Origin of the sequence: Pararhizobium sp. IMCC3301 (genome assembly GCF_030758315.1) — a bacterium.
Lineage (GTDB): Bacteria > Pseudomonadota > Alphaproteobacteria > Rhizobiales.
Genome location: NZ_CP132336.1, coordinates 4,086,394 through 4,108,786 on the forward strand (window position 1 = coordinate 4,086,394; position 22,393 = coordinate 4,108,786).

Here is a 22,393-nt window from a genome sequence, read left to right on the forward strand (position 1 = left end):
ATTTGAGTCTTCATTTCATTCGTGTCAGAAGCACTTCGCAATTAACTTCGGGGACGATGTGGGCAAGACTGCAAAAACCGTGCGGGGAACTGATACCGGCGCTGAACGTTTCTGGGAGCATACATCGCTGTCGGAAATGACAGCTGCGCAATGGGAATCGCTGTGCGATGGCTGCGGACGCTGTTGCCTCAACAAGGTCGAAGATTGGGATACCGGCGAAATTATCTGGACCGATCTTGCCTGCCGCCTGCTGGATCATGACAGCTGCCGCTGCATGGATTATCCGAACCGGCTGGCCAAGGTTCCAGAGTGTCTGCAACTCACGCCGGAAACGGTCGGTGAATTGTCATGGTTGCCGCCAAGCTGTGCCTATGCCCGCCTGCGCGACGGAAAGCCTTTGCTGTGGTGGCACCCGCTTGTGTCAGGCGATGCGGATACTGTCCACGCAGCCGGAATTTCAGTGCGCGGCCGTATTAAAACCGAAATCGGCGTGCCGATAGAGGAATATGAGGAGCATCTCGTCAGCTGGCCGGTTACGGACACCGGAAAATAAGGCTCCAATTTCATGCCTGATCATAAATAAAAGATATTTTTCAATGGATTGCAGTGGCAGCCACGTGATCTTGAAATGCCGGGATTTCTGCTACATTTGAGCGCAGGCTGTGGCCATTCATTTCCCATTCAGGAACAATGCCTTAAGAAAGGCAGTATGATGATGGACACACTTAAAATTCTGACGGTCTCGCTGACGATGGGTATCGCCCCCCTGGTGGTCCAGGAATCGATGACGGGAGCCTATGCACAGGACTGCCTCAGCAATGCTCAGGCGAGTGATGCTGTACGCAGCGGTTCGGCAAAGCCACTGTCTGAGATCAGGAGACGCGTGACCCAGGATGGCGGAAAGATCGTCAGCGCTCAATTGTGCCTCCAGGGTAATGGTTATGTCTATGTGATTTCAGTCTTGCAGCCCGACGGGCAGGTAAAAAATATGTCAGTGAGCGCGGATTAGATTCTGCCTGTCGACCATAAATCATGTGACGGGGCTGGCATGTTGTGCCGCCCGGCCCGGCTTCCCGGGAGCTTGGCCGTGTTGCTGATGTCCTTATCTAAAAAGGTGTGAGTTGCCGTCGGGCAGACGCGTAAATTTGATGCGCAGGTGAGCCAGACCAGCGACGCCTTCCGGCAAAAGCTTCTATATGGAGAGGAAACGATCTAGAGTTTGACCCGGGACCAATCCCGCACCGGGCGGAACAGGATCAGAAGGGACCTATGCGTGTTCTCGTAATTGAAGATGAGCCGGATCTCAATCGCCAGTTGAAACAGGCTCTGGAAGACGCCGGCTATGTTGTGGATGCTGCGACAGACGGTGAAGATGGGCATTTTCTCGGAGATACAGAACCTTATGACGCCGTGGTGCTGGATGTCGGACTGCCCACGATGGATGGTATCAGTGTATTGGAAGCATGGCGGCGCGATGGCCGGACAATGCCGGTTCTCCTGCTGACGGCGAGAGACCGCTGGACTGACAAGGTTCAGGGCATTGATGCCGGCGCTGATGATTATGTTGCCAAGCCATTTCACATGGAAGAAGTGCTGGCGCGTCTGAGAGCGTTGGTCAGGAGGGCCGCCGGTCATTCCTCCAACGAGATCACCTGCGGTCCGGTTCGGCTCGACACCAAGGGCAACCGCGTGACGGTTGAGGGCATGTCACTCAAACTCACGGCGCATGAATTTCGCACTCTGTCTTACCTGATGCATCATCAGGGCAAGGTGATTTCCCGAACTGAGTTGACCGAGCACTTGTATGATCAGGATTTTGACCGCGATTCCAATACCATCGAAGTCTTTGTCGGCCGTCTGCGCAAAAAGCTTCCGGACGGGTTGATCGAAACGATTCGCGGCCTCGGTTACCGGATGGGGCAGGCTGAGTGATTCGGCGCGCGCTGCCAAAGCCCGACTCGCTTGCGCTGCGCTTGTTCCTGTCGTCAGCGGTGCTGATGGGAATTGGTCTTCTGGCCGCCGGCCTTGTTCTCACGAACCTCTACGGCAGATCCGTGAGGACCGCCTTTGACGGGCAGTTGGAGGCCTATGCAAACGCACTGATTGGAGCTTTGGCGACACAAATGCTGGGCCAGGGTGATGCAGTGTCTTTGTCGGCACCGGAAAATATCGGCGAAGCGCGCTTTCTGGAGCCGCTGTCCGGCTGGTACTGGCAGATAGGAGATGACCAGGGATCTATCCTGTTCACGTCGGATTCATTGATAGGCAGCAGTCTGGATTTCGTGCAATCGGATACAGCGCCGTCAGCAGATGATACGCTGCGGGGCCCCGGGGGAGATGCCATCAGGCTGTTTCAGCGCAGCTATGTCCTGCCAAATGAGGCTGAGCTGGTGATTGCGGTTGCCGGAAATGTATCGCAACTGAATCAGGATATTGCAGATTTCCGCTCCAGTCTGATGGCCACATTCCTTGTATTCGCGGCGTTTCTGGGCTTTGCGATTTATCTCCAAGTGCGTCTGGGGCTGCGCCCGCTGGAATCGATTCGCGGTGCCCTGCTGGACGTTCAGGCTGGGCGGAAGCAGAAAATCACCGGGACATACCCCTCGGAAATTGCCCCTGTCGTCAACGAGATCAACGGGCTGATTGACGCGAATCACGGAATTGTGGAGCGGGCCAGAACTCATGTTGGCAATCTTGCGCATGCACTGAAAACGCCCTTGAGCGTCATCACCAATGAAATGTCGGGCAACACCGCCAGGGACAGGAAAATTTCCGACCAGGTTACCGTAATGCGTGATCAGGTAAATCATTACCTATCTCGCGCCAGTTCTGTCGCAGGTCTGGCGGCCGTTGGAACCGCCACGCCGGTAAGGCCGGTCATCGAAAGTCTGGTGCGTGCAATGCAGAAAATCTATCGTGACAAGGGCCTGACCATCACGGCGACATTCGAAGACGATATTGTGTTTCGCGGTGAAAAACAAGATCTTGAAGAAGTCAGCGGCAATTTGATCGACAACGCCAGTAAATGGGCCCACTCTAAAGTCGCACTTCGCGTTTACAAAGTCACGAAGGCCAACTGGGCGTTGTGTGTCGAAGACGATGGCCCCGGTATGACGTCCGAGCAATCCAAGCTTGCTTTGAAACGCGGCAAACGATTAGATGAAACTGTTGCAGGCAGCGGTCTTGGCCTGTCGATTGTCCTGGAGACTGCGAATCTGTATAGTGGAACCATAAAATTGGAACGCAGTGCGATGGGCGGATTAAAGGCGAAACTGACTCTTCCCTGTGTCGCGAATGACAAATAGATGGAGTTTTACAAAGGAACAGAAAAATGTTGTTGTTTGGCACAATTGCGCCATTTTGCTGTGAAAACAAACCAAGTGAACATGCGTATGCGGTACGGCATTAGTTTCGGATCGCACAGGAAGGAAAAAACGAAATGAATCTTAAAGTATTGGCGACCCTCACTGTGTTCAGTCTTGCATTGGCAGGCTGTCAGAATGTCGGACCTAAACAAGGCGTAGGAACCGTTGCAGGCGCAGTTGCCGGCGGCGTAATCGGAAATCAGTTTGGCGGAGGCAGCGGCAAGGTTGCCGCGACAGCTCTCGGCATCGTCGCCGGTGGTCTTATCGGAAGTGAGCTCGGTCGCTCCCTCGACGAACAGGATCGCCGCCGCGCTTATAATGCAGAATATCAGGCTCTGGAAAGCGGTCGTATCGGCTCTCCTGTTGTCTGGCGTAATCCGGATAATGGCCATTACGGTGAAGTTGTGCCGACTCGCAGCTATCGCAGCAACAATCTGCAGTGCCGCGAATACACGCACACCGTCTATATTGACGGTCGGCCGGAGACTGCGCGGGGCACTGCTTGTCGCCAGCCTGACGGATCATGGCGGATATAACGGCCTGATTGCAGGATCGCGCATCCGCTGACAAAAGCGGATAACGATATTTTGAACGGAAAGGGCTGGCATTGTTCAGCCCTTTTCATTTTTCTGAACGGGTCTTCAGTCGGGTTTTCCTTGCGGCCTTCGCCGTCAGGGCTTACATCCTGAATCTGATAGATATGCATTTATTTGAATTTGTAATTACGGGCTGACCCTCAATGCTGTTCTGGATTGTCTTAACAATCATGTTGGGAAGCGCAATTTTTTTGGCCATTCTGCCATTGTTGCGCAGCGCCCGAAATGACTCTGCAACTGCCGAAACCTTCGATAATGATATTGCAGTGTTCAAGGATCAACTGGCCGAAATCGAGCGCGACCTGAAACGCGGCGTGCTCAATGAACGGGATGCGGAATCCGCACGCTCGGAAATAAGCCGACGTCTGATCGAGGCCAACGCAAAGGCCGAAAACACTTCAGAAACAGCAGCATCCGGGCAAAAGGCGACTCTGTTTCGTAAGTTTTCTGCAGCGTTTGCGTTTGTCGTTGTTCCTGTGATCGCCGCGTTGATGTATGTGACACTCGGCAGTCCTGAACTAAACGATCAGCCTCTGCAGGCACGCGTGCAGAATCAGCAGCAGAACTCTGATCAGAGTCAGATTCTTGGTCTGGTGGAGCGTGTCGAAACCCATCTTGCCGCCAATCCCGATGATGATCAGGGCTGGGAGGTTGTCGCGCCGGTCTATCAGCGAATGGGTCGCTATGACGACGCTGTGCGGGCATTCGAGAACATAATCAGGTTGCGCGGAGACACCGAGCCGCGCCTGTCAGATCTGGGGGAAGCGATCGTGCTCAGCCAGGAAGGCGTGGTGACCCAGCGCGCCGAAAAACTGTTCCAACGTGGCATTGCACTGGATGCGACGGCCATCAGGCCGCGCTTCTTTCTGGCCATGGGCCTCACTCAGGAAAGCAAATTCCAACAGGCAGCTCAGGCTTGGGAGGCACTGCTGGAAGAAGCAACCCCGCAATCCGCCTGGGCACCCGGCGCCTTGGATCAGTTGAATATGGCGCGCAGCCAATTGGGTCTGCCGCCGGCCGAGCCCAGCAACAGCGCCGCTTCTATCATGAGCCTGTCTCAGCAGGAACAACAGGAGATGATTTCCACAATGGTTGCCGGTCTGGCCGCAAAACTGGAGGAGGAGCCCGGCAATCTGGCGGACTGGTTACGGCTGATCCGGTCCTACGTCGTGCTCGAGCGCCCTGATGATGCCGTAGAGGCGTTGAGAAAAGCTGAAACGCAGTTTGCGTCAGATCAAAGAGCGATGACAGAATTGAATGATATGGCTGGCAGCCTGGGTCTGACAGCCCAAAATTGAGAATCGTCCAGAACTGACACCAAATTCTGAGAATGGCGAAGTGAAGATCTCAAATTAAGTACAGAACGGTAAGGATCCAATGACCAGAAAGCAAAGACGTCTGACCATGATTGCGACGGCTGGCAGTATTCTGGCGATTGCGGCCGGATTGGTCCTGTTTGCCCTGACTGATCGTATTGTGTTTTTCAATTCGCCCAGTGATATCGTGCAGGGCGGGGCAGCGCCGGGCGAGCGGATTCGTCTCGGGGGACTTGTGGAAGAAGGCAGTGTTGTGCGCACTGAAGGATCGGTCATCACCTTCCGCGTCACGGATACCGGCAACAGCGTAAATGTGGTCTTTGACGGCATTTTGCCGGATTTGTTCCGCGAGGGGCAGGGTGTTGTTACAGAAGGTTCATTAGGTGACGACGGGGTTTTCGTGGCAGACATTGTGTTGGCAAAACATGACGAAACCTATATGCCGAAGGAAGTTGCTGACGCGCTGAAAGAGCAGGGTGTCTGGCAGGGAGATGATGCTCCTGTCACGAATTAGAGCATTTCCTGATTACATCTAATCTTTGAAGGGGTGAAACTGTGATTTCGGAACTTGGTCATTTTGCGCTTTTGCTGGCACTTGCCTTATCCGTAGTCCAGGCACTGGTTCCCCTGCTTGGTGCCCATCGCGGCGATGCCCGATTGATGGCGGTTGGCAGCTCGACGGCGATCGGAGTATTTGTCTTTATCGCGCTTGCCTTTGCCGCACTGACCTATGCCTATGTGGTCTCTGATTTTTCTGTGCGCAACGTCTGGGAAAACTCGCATTCGCAAAAGCCGCTGCTGTTCAAATTCACCGGCGTTTGGGGCAATCATGAAGGTTCCATGTTGCTGTGGGTCGGCATACTGGCCCTGTTCAGCACTCTGGTGGCATTGTTCGGACGCAACCTTCCAGATCAGTTGAAGGCCAATGTGCTTGCGGTGCAGGGTTGGATTGCCTCCGCCTTTCTTCTTTTCATCATCCTGACGTCGAACCCGTTCGCGCGGATGTCGCCGGCCCCTTTTGAGGGACGCGATCTGAATCCTATTCTGCAGGATATCGGCCTCGCGATACACCCGCCGATGCTGTATCTCGGCTATGTCGGGTTTTCGGTGGCGTTTTCCTTTGCTGTAGCGGCACTGATCAGCGGACGAATCGACGCCGCCTGGGCGCGCTGGGTGCGGCCCTGGACTTTGACAGCCTGGCTGTTTCTCACATTCGGCATCGCGATGGGGTCCTACTGGGCCTATTACGAACTTGGCTGGGGTGGCTGGTGGTTCTGGGACCCGGTCGAAAATGCCAGCTTCATGCCGTGGCTGTTCGGCACTGCTTTGTTGCACTCAGCTGTTGTCATGGAAAAGCGCAATGCCCTGAAAATCTGGACGATTCTGCTGGCGATCCTGACCTTTTCAATGTCGCTGCTGGGAACCTTTCTGGTGCGCTCGGGCGTCCTGACCAGTGTCCACACATTTGCCTCCGATCCGGCCCGCGGTGTTTTTATCCTGATGATACTGCTGCTGTTTATCGGTGGTGGTCTGGGATTGTTCGCGATGCGTGCCGGCACATTGAAGCAAGGCGGAATTTTCGCCCCGATTTCCCGCGAGGGCGCTCTGGTATTGAACAATGTGCTGCTGACAACGGCTGCAGCCACCGTTCTGGTCGGGACGCTTTATCCGCTCGCTCTGGAAGCCCTGACCGGTGAAAAAATTTCGGTGGGCGCGCCCTATTTCAACCTGACTTTCGGTCCGTTGATGCTGCCCCTGCTACTGGCCATGCCATTCGGCCCGTTTCTGGCCTGGAAACGCGGTGATCTGAAGGCGGTTGTACAGCGCCTGTCCTGGGTATTCGGACTGGCTGTCATAGCCATACTCGCAACATTTTCGTTTCAGACAAAGACCTCTTTTGCAGCGCCTTTCGGGATGGCGGTCGGGGTCTGGCTGGTGTTCGGTGCCCTTGCGGAACTGATTGATCGGGCCCGGTTTTTCCGTGTTCCCTTCATGACGGCAGTCTCCAGGCTTATCGGCCTGCCGCGCTCGGCCTTTGGTACCACCCTGGCCCATGCCGGCATGGGCATTACCGTGCTTGGCATCGTTGGTGTCAGTGTTTATGAGCACGAGGCTGTGGCCGTCGCAAGCCCTGGCGACACAATCGAAATAGCCGGTTATTCCATAACACTGGATGGGATTCGTCCCAATAGCGGCCCCAATTTCACCGAGCAGGTGGCCGATATGACAGTACGCCGCGACGGCGAGATTGTGGCCGTGCTGTCACCGGCCAAACGCCTGTATCAGGCGCGTAATTTTCCCACAACGGAAGCCGGCATCAAGACCTTCGGTGTCTCTCAGCTTTACGCAACACTGGGTGATTTCAACGACGATGGTGCAGTGGTTGTTCGCGTTTACCACAAACCGATGATCCTGATGCTGTGGTTTGGCGCGCTGTTCATGGGCGCGGGCGGCATCGTATCTCTCACCGACAGACGCTTGCGGGTGGGCGCTCCCAAACGCGCAAAAGCCGCGTCTGTCATGGCACCGGCGGAATAGTCTATGCGCAAACTCCTTATATTCCTGATGCTTGGTCTGCTCATCACACCCGCTCTGGCGGTGGAACCGGACGAGGTTCTGGATGACCCGGTAATGGAAGCCCGTGCCCGTGATTTATCGGCAGAACTGCGCTGCATGGTGTGCCAGAACCAGTCGATTGATGAATCAAATGCACCCTTGGCCAGAGATCTGCGGCTTCTGGTGCGCGAGCGCATCGTTGCCGGTGACAGCAATGAAGATGTGCTGACGTTTCTCGTCGCCCGCTACGGCGAGTTTGTTCTGCTCAAACCGCGCTTCAACATGGCCAATGCGATCTTGTGGATCGCCCCACTCGCGCTGCTGATTCTGGCCGCCGGAATTGCCTTTGCATCATTCCGCACCAGGCGTAATCAGAACATTGAAGAACAGCCGCTCAGTGACGCGGAACACGAAACTCTCAAGAAAATTTTATCTGCTGACAGTTGATACGTGATCATTCCGGGCGCATCTTGCCGGTATTCCTCGGCAAGAAAGGGCGTCCATGGCTGGAGTTCAAAAAGTCACATTTACTGGCAGCAAGGGCGAAGCCCTGGCCGCACGCATGGATATGCCGGCGGGCCTGATCCGCGCCACAGCGATTTTTGCCCATTGTTTCACCTGCTCAAAAGACATTCTGGCCGCCAAACGGATTGCCGGCGAATTGTCCACAAGGGGCATTGCGGTTCTGCGCTTCGATTTTACCGGTCTTGGCGCGTCTGATGGTGATTTTGCCAACACCAATTTTTCTTCCAATGTGGGTGATCTGGTGCGCGCGGCGGATTTTCTGCGGCAGAATTATGAGGCCCCGAGCATCCTTGTCGGCCACTCCTTGGGAGGAGCTGCAGTGCTGTGCGCGGCAGGCGCAATTCCTGAAGTCAAAGCAGTTGCGACCATAGGTGCGCCGGCCGATGCGGACCATGTGATCCAGAATTTCGGTGCAAGTCTGGATGCAATCGAGCGCGACGGAGAGGCCACTGTTACCCTGGCAGGCCGCCCCTTCAAAATACAGAAGCAGTTTCTGGAAGATATCCGTACCCAGTCTATCGAGCAGCATATCGGCAAGTTGAAGCGCGCCTTGATGGTGCTCCACTCGCCGATTGACCAGACAGTGGGGATCGAGAATGCCGGCAGGATATTTGCCGCGGCTAAACATCCAAAAAGTTTTGTGTCACTGGATTCCGCCGATCATCTTTTGTCGAACCCGGAAGACGCTGCATACGCAGCTGAAGTGATCTCGGCCTGGGCCGGTCGTTTCATTGCTGCCGACCGGCCGGTTGTTACATCACCTGACCGCGAAGGCGTGCTCGTCGCCGAAACCGGCGAGGGCAAGTTCCAGAATTTTGTGCGCAGCGGCAAGCATCGTCTGCTGGCCGATGAACCCATCTCTGTCGGCGGCCTGGACAGCGGGCTTTCGCCTTATGATTTTCTCGCCGCGGCGCTGGGTGCCTGTACATCAATGACATTGCGAATGTATGCCAATTTCAAGAACCTCGATATCGGGCCAATCTCAGTCACTGTTCTGCATGAAAAAATACACGCCGCAGATTGTGAAGCCTGCGCGGAAGAGCTGAAAAGCACCTCCGGTAAAATCGATCAGTTTGAGCGGCGGATTTCTGTCGGCGGCAGTGTTGACGCAGCGCTTCAGAAAAAATTGCTGGAAATCGCCGATAAGTGTCCGGTTCACAAGACCCTGGAAGGCAAAGCCGGCATCGTAACCCGAATTGTTCCGGAACAGGCCTGATCCACGAAAACTGCAAGCGGTAAGCGCAAGCGGGTGATTTCATTGCGATTTCAAGGGCATCAAAATTACAAAAGTTTAAGTCCTCTGAAACAGCGCGGTAAGGTGACTGGTCTTATCTCTCTCATCAACGGCGATTGTCGCCAAATCGTTTTTGATGAGGAGAAACTCAAACCATGTCTCTTGGAACACCTACCGGACAACTGAAAATCAGCAAGCATCGCGGCAATGCGCTGCGCGCTGGCGTCGCAGCCTTGGGAATATCGGGTATCGTGGCAGCGGGCGGCTATTTCACCGGCACTTCGCCGGTTCTCGCCGCGCCTGTGCGCGTCGAGTCAGCCTCTCCGCTTAACTTTGCTGATGTCGTTGAACAGGTTCAGCCTGCGGTTGTCAGTGTTAAAGTGCGCGGCAAACTGCAGACAGTTGCAGCGCCTGCTGAACATGACATGCCCCGCGAGTTCCGTGATCTGCCCGAAGGGCATCCCATGCGGCGCTTCTTTGAACGCCGGTTTGGCGATCAGGGCAATGAGCGTGCAGCCCCCCGGCGTGCCGAATCCCAGGGATCGGGCTTCTTCATATCCGAAGACGGCCTGCTGGTGACCAATGAACATGTGGTCAATGGTGCCGAAGAATTTACCATCGTCCTCGACGACGGCACTGAATTTTCAGCGAAACTGATTGGCGCCGACAAACGCACCGATCTGGCTCTGTTGAAAGTCGATGCAGACCGCGAGTTCAAATATGTGAGCTTTGCCGAACAGCCGTCCCGCGTTGGTGAATGGGTCGTGGCTGTTGGCAATCCCTTCGGCTTGGGCGGCACGGTCACCGCCGGGATCGTTTCGGCAAATGGTCGCGACATCGGGGCTGGTCCATATGATGATTTCATCCAGATTGACGCCCCGGTTAATCGCGGCAATTCAGGCGGACCGGCCTTCAACATGCGCGGCGAAGTGATCGGCGTAAATGCTGCGATCTTCTCGCCCTCCGGCGGCAATGTCGGGATTGCATTCGCAATTCCCGCATCGACTGCCAAAGTGGTGATCGCCGACCTGCAGGACGATGGAGCCGTCGAGCGCGGCTGGCTTGGTGTGCAGATCCAGCCTGTTAGCGATGAAATCGCCGAAAGTCTCGGTCTTGAACTGGCCGAAGGTGCACTCGTCACTCAGCCGCAGGATAACAGTCCTGCCGGGAAAGCCGGTATTCGCGCCGGTGATACCATTCTCGCTGTGGACGGCACGCGGATTGAAGGCCCGAAAGAGCTGGCCCGGCTGATCGCCTCTTATGCCCCGGACGCAAAGGCGTCGCTGACGATCTGGCGCAACGGCAAAGAGCAGGACATCAGTGTCACGCTCGGCAGTCTGAATGAACTGGACCGCCGCGCTGGTGCGGAGCCCGGCTCAATGGTCAAACCGGCTTCAGCCGCAACTTTGGGCCTGACCCTTGAGAGTGCCGAAAATGGTGTGGTGATTTCCGAAGTGGACGCCGACAGCCCGGCGGCAGAAAAAGGTCTCGTCCGTGGTGATGTAATTCTGAATGTTGATGGCGAGCCCGTTACCAGCGTCGAGGATGTGACGTCCAAGGTTGAAATGGTCAAGAAAGATGGCCGCAAGGCTGTACTCATGCAGGTTCAGAGTGAACGGGGTGTCCGCTTCGTCGCGGTGCCTTTCGCCAAAGCCTGATCCTGTCTCGAAATAGGGTGACCGTCCCCTCAGTCACCCTATGCGACGGTGAAAGACAAAAATCGTGTCGCCCCGATTGTCTTTTGCCTATTGGTGGCGGGGCGCTTAAATGCCCCGTCGCCAAGCCTTTCCCGCAGCTTCTTTTTTCTAGAAACAGCTATGCAGCCGCTTGGTAACCCAAACAGGATGCGCTACCGTCCCTGAAGTCCATAAGAAGCTTGAAGCACATATGAAAATTCTCATCATTGAAGACGATCAGGAAGCAGCCCGGTATTTGGTGAAAGCCCTCACCGAAGCCGGCCATGTTGCCGATCATGCGGCCGATGGGGATACAGGGGCCCACAAGGCCCTGGTCTATGATTACGATGTACTGATTGTTGATCGCATGCTGCCCAAACGTGACGGGCTTTCGATCATCGAAGACCTTCGAGAACGGGACAAACAGACACCGGTGATGATATTGTCGGCTCTGGGACAAGTCGATGACCGGGTCAAGGGGTTGCGCGCGGGCGGTGATGACTATCTGCCAAAACCTTTTGCTTTTTCCGAACTCCTCGCCCGTGTTGAGGTTCTTGCAAGACGCCGCAAACCGGAAGATGTCGAGACCATCTATACAGTCGGGGATCTGGAACTCGATCGGCTGTCACATACGGTTGTGCGTGCTGGCCAGAACATCACGCTGCAACCGCGAGAATTCAGGCTGCTGGAATATCTCATGCGCCATGCGGGCCATGTTGTAACCCGAACCATGCTGCTGGAAAATGTCTGGGATTATCACTTTGATCCGCAGACCAATGTCATTGATGTGCATATGTCCCGATTACGCGGTAAGGTTGACAAGGAATTCGACAAACCGCTGCTGCACACTGTCCGCGGCGCAGGATATGTAATTCGTGACGACGATCGGTAAGTTCTTTCGCACCACAGCAATCAAATTATCGCTTATCTATCTGGCGGTATTTGCCGGGTTCGCGGTTTTTCTCGTTGTCTATCTCAATACCAATACATCGGCTTTGTTGACCCGCCAGCTGAATGAGACCATCAACGCCGAGATCAAGGGCCTTGCAGAACAATACGGCCAACGCGGTCTGCCTGGCCTTGTCACACTGGTGGAACGCCGCTCAAGGCAACCCGGCGCCAATTTGTATCTGCTGGTCAACAATAGCGGCAATGTGCTGGCCGGCAACATTGCACGGATTTCGCCCTCATTATTTGAAAATGTCGATTCTGAACCCCGCGAGATACGCTACCGCCTGATCGAGGAAGGCGGAGTTGCGGCCGGTCATACCGCCGTGGTCCGGGTGTTTGAATTGCGCGGCGGCTACAAAATCCTCGTTGGCCGCGACGTCGGAGAACGCAAGGCCCTTCAGGAGATTGCACGTCAGACCTTTATCATTGCCGGCGGCATGCTGGTGGTGCTGGGCCTGATCTCGTGGGTGTTCGTCTCCAGCCGCGTGCTGAAGCGCATTGATGCGGTATCCAGCACGACCCAAAGCATCATTTCCGGCAATTTGTCGCGGCGTCTGCAAGTCACTGGCAGTGGCGACGAGTTCGACCGGCTCGCGGTCAGTCTCAACGCCATGCTCGGCCGCATCGAGGAACTGATGCATGGTCTGAAAGAAGTGTCCGACAATATTGCCCATGATCTGAAAACGCCGCTGACACGGTTGCGCAGCCGTGTGGAATCCGCGCTGGCGGAGGATGGAAACGACGGTGCCTATCGTGACGCGCTGGAAATGACCATTGATGAAGCCGACCAGCTGATCAAGACATTCAATGCGTTGCTGTTGATCGCCCGCGTCGAGGCGAGGGCGCCCGGAGAGGTCATGTCAAATCTCAACCTGTCGCAGATCGTCGGCGATGTCGCTGAATTGTATGAGCCGCTGGTCGAAGAGCAGGGCATGACGTTTGATATCGACACGCCTGAAAGTGCACCGGTCTTTGGCAATCGTGAGCTGATCAGCCAGGCGTTGGCGAATCTTTTGGACAATGCCCTTAAATATGCACCCTCACCTGATGAGGGCGGTGATGGCCCTGACCCGAAAATCACAATCTCTGTGGCTAGGAATGACGACGAAACCGTGCTGACTGTCGCAGATAATGGTCCGGGAATTGATGAAGAAGCCCGCACCAGAGTGCTGCAGCGCTTTACCCGGCTGGACGGCAGCCGATCACAGCCGGGCTCAGGGCTGGGCCTCAGTCTGGTATCCGCTGTCGCCGGGCTGCATAACGCAAAGATCGACTTGCAACATACACACCCTTCATCCGAAGATGCTGTCGGGAATCCTCCCGGCCGGGGATTGAGCGTATCGCTGTATTTTCCCGGCTGCCAAGAAATGAAGGGCGATGTCGTTGATCTGGCAGGTGCTAAGCAAGCAGCATAACACTCTGGCAGACGCCATGTTACCACTTGCTGCCGAGGCATCTGCCGATGCAGCTTGCCCGGTTGATTTTGCCGATCGGTCCACGGACTTCCCGCAGCCGCTCAGAGAGTTTCTCCAGCAGGTCGCAGTTCACGCGCCCCACCTTCGGCACCTGATGCAACAGGATGAGGAGCGGCTTCAGAATCTGTGCAACAGCGGCTTCGACGCTTTTCTGGAAAGCGCCACGCAACGTCTTCATGCCAGCTTGTCCGATGCCTTGGATGATGCTGAAGCGATGAGTTCTCTGCGCCACTACAAACAGAACACTGCATTGTGCATTGCGCTCTGGGATATTGCCGATGCCGTGGCGCAAAGTGCTATTTTGGCAGCCCTGTCCCAGGCTGCTGAACTCTCGGTGGAGGCCGGGCTGCGCTATCTTGTCGGCCGCGAAATTGAATCCGGCAAATGCGTTTATGACTTGCCCGAAAATGGTCTTGACGGGCTCGGCTTTGTTCTGCTTGGCATGGGCAAGCTGGGCGGCTGGGAGCTGAACTACTCCAGTGATATCGACCTCATAGCCTTGTATGACCGCAATGCCGCTGTTCTGTCGGAAGGACAGGAGCCATCTGTTTTCTGGGTGCGGTTGGTCAAGCGCCTTGTGCGGCTGCTGCAGGAGCGCACCGGTGACGGCTATGTCTACAGAATGGATCTGCGACTGCGTCCGGACCCAGGTTCCACACCGCTGGCTGTCTCTGTCGCCGGTGCTTTGCAATATTACGAGGGAACCGGGCAGAACTGGGAACGCGCGGCGCTGATCAAAGCGCGGCCGATCGCTGGTGACAAACCGGTCGGCGATGAATTCCTCGTCGATGTCAGCCCGTTCATCTGGCGGAAATATCTCGATTACGCGGCCATCGAAGACATTCAGGCGATCAAGCGGCAGATCCATGCCCATAAGGGGTTTGGCAAAATTTGCAGTGCTGGTCACAACATCAAGCTCGGGCGCGGCGGAATACGGGAAATCGAGTTTTTCGTCCAGACCCAGCAATTGATTGCCGGCGGGCGCAATCCGGAATTGCGCCACCGCATGACGCTGAGTGGATTAACCAGACTGCAGCAGATCGGCTGGGTTGAAGCGGAGGTTTGCCGCGATATGTCGGAAGCCTATGACTATCTGCGCCGTGTCGAAAACCGCATTCAGATGATGGACGACGAACAGACTCACATCGTGCCGTCTGATCCGGACAAGCGCAGATCGCTGGCAATCCTGGCCGGGGCAACCGATCTCGCCGATTTTGACACGGATCTGATTGCCACCTTCACCCGGGTTCAGCAGCATTATGCCCGTCTGTTTGAAGAAGAGAATGTATTGGCGCCGGCCGCCGGTAATCTTGTGTTCACCGGCGATGAGGATGATCCGGGCACGCTGGAAACCCTGTCCGACATGGGATTTGAGAATCCCTCCAATGCCATTTCCATCATCCGCGGCTGGCACTATGGACGCATTCCGGCGACCCGGTCACAACATGCCCGCAGGGTGCTCACCGGACTGATGCCGACCTTGCTGAAACAGGTTTCAGAGAGCGGCCAGCCCGATTTGGCCCTGTCCGGGTTCGACCGTTTTCTCAGTGGTCTTCCCGCCGGACTGCAATTGTTCAGCCTGCTCAAATCCAATCCTGAACTGCTCAGCCTGCTGTCGCTGATTCTGGGTGCCGCCCCGCGATTGGCGGGCACCATTACCCGGCGGCCTCATGTGTTGGATGCATTGCTGGATCCGGGTTTTTTCGGTGCGGTTTTTACTGTTGATGATATGACAAACCATCTGGAGCAGACACTGACACAAGCGCGCGGCTTTGAGGACGCTTTGGACCGGGCGCGCATATTTACCCAGGAGCAGTTATTTCTGATCGGCACACGGGTTCTGACCGGCACGCTCAGCGCCAGTGAAACCGGTCGCGCATATACGGCACTGGCCGAGGCTGTTGTCTGGAAAATGCTGCAGGCGACGCTGGACGATTTTGCCTCCAGACACGGCTATGTGGCGGATGCCCGGTTCTGCATCGTTGCCATGGGCAAGCTTGGCAGCAGAGAGATGACGGCAACTTCCGACCTTGATCTGATGCTGATTTATGATTTCAAGGACAGCGCACAACAATCTGATGGTGCCAAGCCCCTGGCGGTATCGCAATATTTCACGCGCCTGACGCAGCGCCTGATCACCGCCCTGTCCGCGCCTACGGGCGAGGGGCTGCTTTATGAGATAGATATGCGTTTGCGGCCGTCCGGAAATGCCGGGCCGCTGGCGACGCAGTACCAGACCTTTGTCAATTATCAGAAAGATCAGGCCTGGACCTGGGAGCGCATGGCGCTGACTCGTGCCCGTCCGATTTGCGGGGACAACGGACTGTGCGGCCTGATGCGCACGACAATCAATGATGCAATCAGCGATCAGGATGCTGATGTGCTTAAATCCGACGCTGCCGACATGCTGGAAAAAATTCATGATGCCAAGCCGCCTTCTCATATCTGGGATGTGAAAACCGCCGCAGGTGGTGTGGTCGATATCGAATTTATTGCGCAGGTTCTCCAACTGCAGAATGCCGGCACCTTTCCTGACATTTTGCTGGGAAATACCCGTGCTGCACTCTCCAAGGCGGTAGAACTGGAGCTGATCCCGTCGCTCGACGGTGAATTGCTGGTGCAGGCACACCGGTTTTACGAGGGGCTGCAACAGCTGATCCGGATGGCGTTTGACGGAGGAGAAAGCCGCACTGACTTTCTGCAGCAGCCCGGCTTTCTGCCAATTCTGACCCGTTCGTGTGAACTGCCGGACATTGCGCAGATTGAAGCGCAGCTAAAAGCCTATCAGAGTGATGTCGCAGCCGTGGTTAAAGAATTTTTCGCAGCTTAAATCACCTCAGGTATTTCACACCAGACAGTGCGGCACTGTCCTGGTTTACTTGTCGTGCAAGTCCTGAACCAGCGGCAGACAGACGGTGACAGTGGTGCCGACGCCCTCTTTGGAGGTGATCTGCATATGTCCGCCATGCATGCCCACCAGGCTTTGGGTGATGGCAAGGCCAAGTCCTGAGCCCTTGTGATCCTTTGTAAACTGGTTCTGCACCTGTTCAAATGGTGTGCCGAGCTTGTTGATGGCATCTTCAGGAATGCCGATGCCGGTATCCCTGATCGACAGATAGAGACCGTATTCTCCAATCTTGGGCTTGACTTCGATCGTGCCACCATCGGGGGTGAATTTGACCGCATTGGTCAGCAGGTTGAGCATGATCTGCTTCATGGCGCGGCGGTCGGCTTCAAAGCTGATCGGGCCCGTCGCGGTAACCAGCAGCTGGAGGTCTTTTGCCATGACTTCCGCACCCATCACCCGCATCGACTCGCGGACAATTTCGTTGATCTCGACCGTTTCGAAATTGAGCTGCAGTCGCCCGGCTTCAATCTTCGACATCTGCAGAATATCGTTGATAACGGCCAGCAGAAAATTGCCGCTTTCGTGGATGTCATCGCAATATTCGAGATATTTCTCAGAACCCAGATTGCCAAAGACGCCGGTGCGCATAATTTCGGAAAACCCGATAATCGCATTCAACGGGGTACGCAACTCGTGCGAAATATTTGCCAGAAATTCGGATTTTGCACTGCTGGCCGCTTCGGCATTTTCTTTTTCATAGGCATAGTTTTCTGCCAGTTCCACCAATTGCTGCGCCTGGATTTCCAGTTTCTGACGGGAATTGCTGAGATCCCGGATCAGGGCAGTCTGGCGCCGTTCATTTTCGACCAGCTTCTGCTCGTTCAGTTTCAACTCGGTGATGTCTGTACCGACAGAAACAAAGCCGCCATCCTTGGTGCGCCGTTCGCTGATCTGGAGCCATCGACTGTGCGCCAGAGCGGCTTCATAGGTTCGGGCAGCGGTCTGAAACGTATCCCCGTCATGTGGTGTTGGAAGCGTGATCGTGGAAACTATATCCGGGTTGCTCTTGGCTGCAATTTCATCATAGGAGGTTCCGGATCTCACATCTTCGGGCTTGAGTTTGTGAAGTTGCTGATACTTCGTGTTGCACATGACAAGGCGGTTTTGATTGTCCCACAGCACAAAGGCTTCCGAGGTAGTCTCAATGGCGTCGCGCAGGCGGATATCAGCCATGCGGGTTTGTTCGGCCAGAAGATGCTGTTCGGTCACATCGGTGGCAATACCAACCAATTGGCGGTTGCCATTCTGATGGTTCAGAACTTCGCCGCGCAACCGCAGCCAGATCCAGTTGCCATTGGCGTGACGGACTCTCAGTTGCTGATCGAACTGGGGTTTTCGGGTAACCAGAAGGGTTTCCTGAAGTCTGTGCAGATCAACATCGTCGGGATGAATGAGGCCGTTCAGATCGTCCAGAGAGAACAGCAGGTCCCGGTTTTTACCGCGCACCGGATAACCCAGCAATTCACTCATCGAGTTTGACCAGATCATCGAACCCTGGCTCAGATCCCAGTCCCACAGGCCGGAACGACCGTGAACGAGAGCGGTTTCCTGGCGCCGGTAGGCGTTGGCATAAATCGCATCGGCTTCGTGAGCTCGGGCCGACTGGGCGAAAAAACTGTAGACCAGAACCAGTGACAACAGCAGCATGGCGACGAAGATCAGCAGATCCTGCGTCCGTTTTGCGTACCAGTTGCGCAGGGCTGCGCGATGTGGCTGGATAATTGCCAGAGACATCAGAGGATTATTCAGATGTCGCACCGTTGCCATAACATCTTCGCCATCGGGAGATTTGATGCGCAGCACACCGGCTTCTCCCCCCATAACGAGCAATTGTTGATTGTCGCCCAGCAGGGTCGCAATATTGTCCGCCTGCACCGTTGGCGGTTCCAGTGCAGCGCGGCCCAATATCTCACCGCGCTGGTCGAGCAGATAGAATCTGCGGCCGTTACGCAGGGCACCATGCGGCAGCACATTGTTCAGCAGAGCGTTGAAATCGGTTGTGCTCGGTTTGCTCGCCTGTTTGTCGACACTGGCAGCCGTGGCGATGGCAAGCGACATCAACGTCACTTCCACTTCTTCCATGGACGCCTTGAAGTCCTGGGTAAGACTGTCGATCCGGATTGTCGCGACAATACCCAACGACAACACCACCATCACAGGCATCAGAATTTTCAGTATAGGGTCAAGTCCTAACAACTTGCGATCTGCCGGCCGTGCCAGGCTTTTCAAGCTGTTAAAGAGATGTGTTCGCCCTCCGCCGGTCGCAAATGGGCGACCTTCAGCAGGCGCCCTGGCGGTCACCGCCCGCGCCATAGAATCCCTCGAATTTCAGTTAATTTCGGCCACTCAACCCTGCCGAATCACTTTCATTTGAATCGATGCGAATCAGCATGTCTAGAGTCAAAATAAAAAAAATGGTTAACGCGGAATCATGGTTCAAATGGCGTTGCGCTCAGTCACTACCGATCAGGCGATTGACGATGTCGGCGACATTTGAAGAAAGCCCGGACTGCTCACGAAGTTTTTCAAGAGCAAGCCGCGCCAGCCGCTGGCGGCCGGGTTCCAGTTTGCGCCATGACCTCAATCCTTCCAGCAAGCGCGCTGCGATTTGTGGATTATGCGTGTCGAGCGCACCGACCTGTCGCGTCAGAAACTGGTAGCCGGCGCCGTCAACACGGTTGAATTGCTGGAAATTCGAGGCAAATCCACCAATCAGCGAGCGCACCCGGTTGGGGTTTTCCATGCTGAAAACCGGATCGTGCAGAAGCGCGCGGACAGTGCTCAGCGTTTCATCGCTGTTCGTCATCGCCTGCAGCGTCAGCCATTTGTCCATCACCAGGCCATTGCTGTCGAACCGCTCATACATATCGACCAGCGGCTCTGCGCGTTCTGTCCGGCCCTGGCGGCAAAGCGCCATCAGGGCAGCCATTCGGTCCGTCATGTTGTCAGCTTGCATCGCCTGCCGCGCAGCAAGGGCGGCATATTCGCTCTTGTCGGTTGCCACAAGCAGGCGCAGCGCCGCATTTTTCAGAGCCCGGCGTGCCGCATTGGTCGCATCGGTGGCGGTATCATTGGCCTTCACGAAACGCTGATAGAGCCCGGCCAGATCATCTTCCAGGCTAAGTGCAACATAGGCATCAATATAGGCATGGGCATGGGCGATTGCATCCGGATTGAACCCGGTTCCCACGGCTTCGGCCACATCCTGCAACTGGGGAAGCTGAACGCATTGTGCCTTGAAACTGTTGTCCAGGGCGTCATTGGCAAGCAGCGAGGCCAAAGCGGCAACCAGCGGCAGCGGCGGTTGTGGTTTCTGTCCGGTCAGAATGGCAGTGTTCGCAGCCTTCAGAGAAGTCATCGCCAGATTCTGCACCGCCTGCCAGCGATTGAACGGATCACTGTCCCGCTCCGCGATAAAGACCTGATCTTCCGGGCTTTGTTTTTGCTCCAGCACAATCGGCGCAGAAAAGTTGCGGTTGATCGAAAGCCGCGCATCTTGCGGCACATTGTCAAACCGGAAGCCCTGGGCTTTGTCGCTCAACAGCAACATGTCTGTTTCACCATTGCTGCCAACCACCGCGACATCTTCCCCGTTCGGGCCGACATAGCCGAAGGCAAGGGGGATCGTCAGGGCCGGGCGCTCGCCGTCGATATGCGGAAGCTCGGAGAATCTCTGCGAGATTGTCAGCCTCCGGCTGCCATCTTCATGATGCATCTCATCAATCTTGACCACCGGTGTCCCGGCCTGATGGTACCAGTGCGAAAAATTACTCAGATCGGTGTCATTGGCATCTTCGAAACTGGATAGAAACGCTTCAATGGTGGTGGCTTCGCCATCATGGCGTTCAAAATACAGATCCATGCCCTTGCGAAATCCGTCGCGCCCCAGAATCGTATCGATCATGCGCACCAGTTCCGCGCCCTTATTGTAGACCGTTGCGGTGTAGAAATTGTCGATCTCTTCGTAGACTTCCGGGCGCACCGGATGGGCCAGCGGGCCCTGGTCCTCGGGAAACTGCCGCGCCAGCAGTGAACGCACATCGCCGATGCGCTGCACCGCCGCAGAGCGCATATCGGCAGAGAATTCCTGATCGCGATAGACGGTCAGACCTTCCTTCAGACAGAGTTGAAACCAGTCACGGCAGGTAATGCGGTTGCCCGTCCAATTGTGAAAATATTCATGGGCGATCACCCGCTCGACGCCATAATAATCAGCGTCCGTAGCGGCTTCCGGGTCGGTCAGGACATATTTGTCATTGAAGACATTGAGGCCCTTGTTTTCCATCGCCCCCATGTTGAAGTCGGACACTGCGACAATCATGAAAATATCAAGATCATATTCCCGGCCGAAGCGTTCCTCGTCCCAGCGCATGGAGCGTTTCAGTGCATCCATGGCGTAGTCGCACTTGCCCTCATTGCCATGCTCGACAAAAATCCGCAGCACGACCTTGCGTCCGCTTTGTGTTGTGAAACTGTCTTCGACACAGGCCAGATCGCCAGCCACCAGAGCAAACAGATAAGACGGTTTTGGAAAGGGATCGTGCCACACAGCATAATGCCGGCCGGAGCCATGAAACTTGTCGGCGCCTGCAAGCGGTCCGCTTTCGATCTGGTTGCCATTGGACAGCAGCACCGGCGCTTCAACCAGGTCTGCCTCAATGCGCACCGTGTAGGTGCTCAACACGTCGGGCCGGTCATAGAAATAGGTAATGCGCCGAAATCCCTCGGCCTCGCATTGAGTGCAATAGGCCGACCCGGACCGATAAAGCCCCATCAGTTTCTTGTTTGCCCTGGGATTCAGTCTGGTGACAATTTTAACAGTAAATTCGCCGGCTGGCGGGTGGTGGATTGTCAGTTTGTCGGGCGTTGCAGAATAGGCGGTTTCCGCCAGTGCGGCACCATTGATCTCGATGGCCTGAAGTACCAGACCATCGCCAACGAAGTCGACAATGGCATCATCTGCGGCACCCGGCCGCTTCGATAATGTCAGGGTTGCCGTAACATCCGTGACTTCGTTCCCCAACTCAAACAACAGATCGGTATGCTCAATTGCGAACGGCGTTGGCTGATAGTCCTTGAGGCGGATGGCCTGCTTGCGACGGTTTTGTGTTGTCATGAAAAGTCCAGCTGATGAAACGGGTGGCGGGGCCAGTGCAGGGTAGGACGGCCTGATCGTGACTGTTGATATAAAGCTTCCAGGCCGCACCGCAAAGCCGCCGCAGGGAAAAAGTCAGCCGGGCACACATTTATCCGGTTTCTGCCAATCAGGTTTCTGCCGTGTCCATCACGAGATCGAAACCTTCAGGCCGTCATCCAGTAATCAGTAATGATCTGCGATAAAGGGCTGTAAGCACCTTTTAGGCTGGACTTCGGCAAATAAAGGATGGTGCCCTGTCGGCTGGAGGGGTCCATGGGGTCCGGCTGAAAAGGGCGATCAGAATTTTCTGCATCTGCGGCCGGCATCATGACAATCACCGGGATTTTCTCAAAACCCCGCACGTCGCGGAAAGCTTGCAGAAACTGCCCGACATCCACACTGGCCTGCGTCGCATCCAGCAGAATCAATTCCGCCGGAGGCTTGGCATTCGTCGCCTGCAGCTTGAAGGATTCCACACACGCCAGAGCGTCGTCATAGGTCACAATGGCGATTTTTTGAGCCAACTGTCCAAGAGAATGACGGATGTCGGATGCGGCGCCTATCAGCGCGATCACAAGATCGGCATGCTTCTGGTCAAAAATAGGCATGAGATTTTTGGCCTTGCCGGAACGCTGTATCGGATGATCCACCTTA

Annotated in this window: 17 protein-coding genes; 14 read left to right on the top strand and 3 right to left on the bottom strand. The window is 55.5% G+C overall.

The genetic code is table 11. The annotated features are described in order from the left end of the window. Positions 1 to 58: 58 nt before the first annotated feature. The 14 genes from RAL88_RS19555 to RAL88_RS19620 all read left to right on the top strand — a co-directional run bounded on the left by RAL88_RS19555 (position 59) and on the right by RAL88_RS19620 (position 16,524). A complete protein-coding gene (locus RAL88_RS19555; protein ID WP_306265753.1) occupies positions 59 to 553 on the top strand; it encodes a YcgN family cysteine cluster protein in 495 nt (164 codons plus the stop codon). A 162-nt stretch (positions 554 to 715) separates the two neighbouring features. Continuing rightward, the gene (locus RAL88_RS19560) at positions 716 to 1,009 is read left to right on the top strand and encodes a PepSY domain-containing protein (RefSeq protein ID WP_306265754.1); all 294 of its coding nucleotides are present in this window, start codon (positions 716 to 718) and stop codon (positions 1,007 to 1,009) included. A 260-nt stretch (positions 1,010 to 1,269) separates the two neighbouring features. Beyond that, entirely contained in the window at positions 1,270 to 1,932 is a 663-nt protein-coding gene (locus RAL88_RS19565; protein WP_306265756.1) for a response regulator transcription factor, read from the top strand. After that, positions 1,929 to 3,305, top strand: coding sequence for a sensor histidine kinase (locus tag RAL88_RS19570; protein WP_306265757.1), 1,377 nt, complete (start codon positions 1,929 to 1,931; stop codon positions 3,303 to 3,305). Before RAL88_RS19565 ends, RAL88_RS19570 begins: the two co-directional genes overlap by 4 nt. A gap of 134 nt (positions 3,306 to 3,439) precedes the next feature. Then, positions 3,440 to 3,901, top strand: a complete 462-nt coding sequence (locus RAL88_RS19575) for an RT0821/Lpp0805 family surface protein (RefSeq protein ID WP_306265758.1) — start codon at positions 3,440 to 3,442, stop codon at positions 3,899 to 3,901. A gap of 203 nt (positions 3,902 to 4,104) precedes the next feature. Then, entirely contained in the window at positions 4,105 to 5,259 is a 1,155-nt protein-coding gene (gene ccmI, locus RAL88_RS19580; RefSeq protein WP_306265760.1) for a c-type cytochrome biogenesis protein CcmI, read from the top strand. A gap of 79 nt (positions 5,260 to 5,338) precedes the next feature. Further along, on the top strand, positions 5,339 to 5,791 hold the full coding sequence (ccmE, locus tag RAL88_RS19585) for a cytochrome c maturation protein CcmE (protein ID WP_306265763.1): 453 nt from the start codon (positions 5,339 to 5,341) through the stop codon (positions 5,789 to 5,791). 41 nt (positions 5,792 to 5,832) lie between these two features. After that, positions 5,833 to 7,815, top strand: coding sequence for a heme lyase CcmF/NrfE family subunit (locus RAL88_RS19590; RefSeq protein WP_306265764.1), 1,983 nt, complete (start codon positions 5,833 to 5,835; stop codon positions 7,813 to 7,815). 3 nt (positions 7,816 to 7,818) lie between these two features. After that, positions 7,819 to 8,280 (top strand): cytochrome c-type biogenesis protein, encoded by a 462-nt coding sequence (locus RAL88_RS19595; protein WP_306265765.1) that lies wholly within the window; start codon positions 7,819 to 7,821, stop codon positions 8,278 to 8,280. Positions 8,281 to 8,335: 55 nt separating this feature from the next. After that, positions 8,336 to 9,574 (top strand): bifunctional alpha/beta hydrolase/OsmC family protein, encoded by a 1,239-nt coding sequence (locus RAL88_RS19600; RefSeq protein ID WP_306265766.1) that lies wholly within the window; start codon positions 8,336 to 8,338, stop codon positions 9,572 to 9,574. 173 nt (positions 9,575 to 9,747) lie between these two features. Next, entirely contained in the window at positions 9,748 to 11,250 is a 1,503-nt protein-coding gene (locus tag RAL88_RS19605) for a Do family serine endopeptidase (RefSeq protein WP_306265768.1), read from the top strand. Positions 11,251 to 11,479: 229 nt separating this feature from the next. Then, positions 11,480 to 12,160 (top strand): response regulator transcription factor, encoded by a 681-nt coding sequence (locus RAL88_RS19610; RefSeq protein ID WP_306265770.1) that lies wholly within the window; start codon positions 11,480 to 11,482, stop codon positions 12,158 to 12,160. After that, entirely contained in the window at positions 12,144 to 13,634 is a 1,491-nt protein-coding gene (locus RAL88_RS19615) for a HAMP domain-containing sensor histidine kinase (protein ID WP_306265772.1), read from the top strand. The genes RAL88_RS19610 and RAL88_RS19615 overlap by 17 nt, the downstream gene beginning before the upstream one ends. 16 nt (positions 13,635 to 13,650) lie before the next feature. Beyond that, positions 13,651 to 16,524 carry a bifunctional [glutamine synthetase] adenylyltransferase/[glutamine synthetase]-adenylyl-L-tyrosine phosphorylase gene (locus RAL88_RS19620; protein WP_306265774.1) on the top strand — a complete coding sequence of 958 codons (2,874 nt, stop codon included), beginning with the start codon at positions 13,651 to 13,653 and terminating at the stop codon, positions 16,522 to 16,524. A 45-nt stretch (positions 16,525 to 16,569) separates the two neighbouring features. Here RAL88_RS19620 and RAL88_RS19625 read toward each other — a convergent pair whose 3' ends face one another. From RAL88_RS19625 to RAL88_RS19635, 3 genes are all read right to left on the bottom strand, one after another. Then, positions 16,570 to 18,765, bottom strand: a complete 2,196-nt coding sequence (locus tag RAL88_RS19625; protein ID WP_306265776.1) for a PAS domain-containing sensor histidine kinase — start codon at positions 18,763 to 18,765, stop codon at positions 16,570 to 16,572. 289 nt (positions 18,766 to 19,054) lie between these two features. After that, the gene (gene pepN / locus RAL88_RS19630) at positions 19,055 to 21,718 is read right to left on the bottom strand and encodes an aminopeptidase N (RefSeq protein ID WP_306265778.1); all 2,664 of its coding nucleotides are present in this window, start codon (positions 21,716 to 21,718) and stop codon (positions 19,055 to 19,057) included. A gap of 185 nt (positions 21,719 to 21,903) precedes the next feature. Beyond that, positions 21,904 to 22,314, bottom strand: a complete 411-nt coding sequence (locus tag RAL88_RS19635) for a hypothetical protein (RefSeq protein WP_306265779.1) — start codon at positions 22,312 to 22,314, stop codon at positions 21,904 to 21,906. Positions 22,315 to 22,393 lie beyond the last annotated feature (79 nt).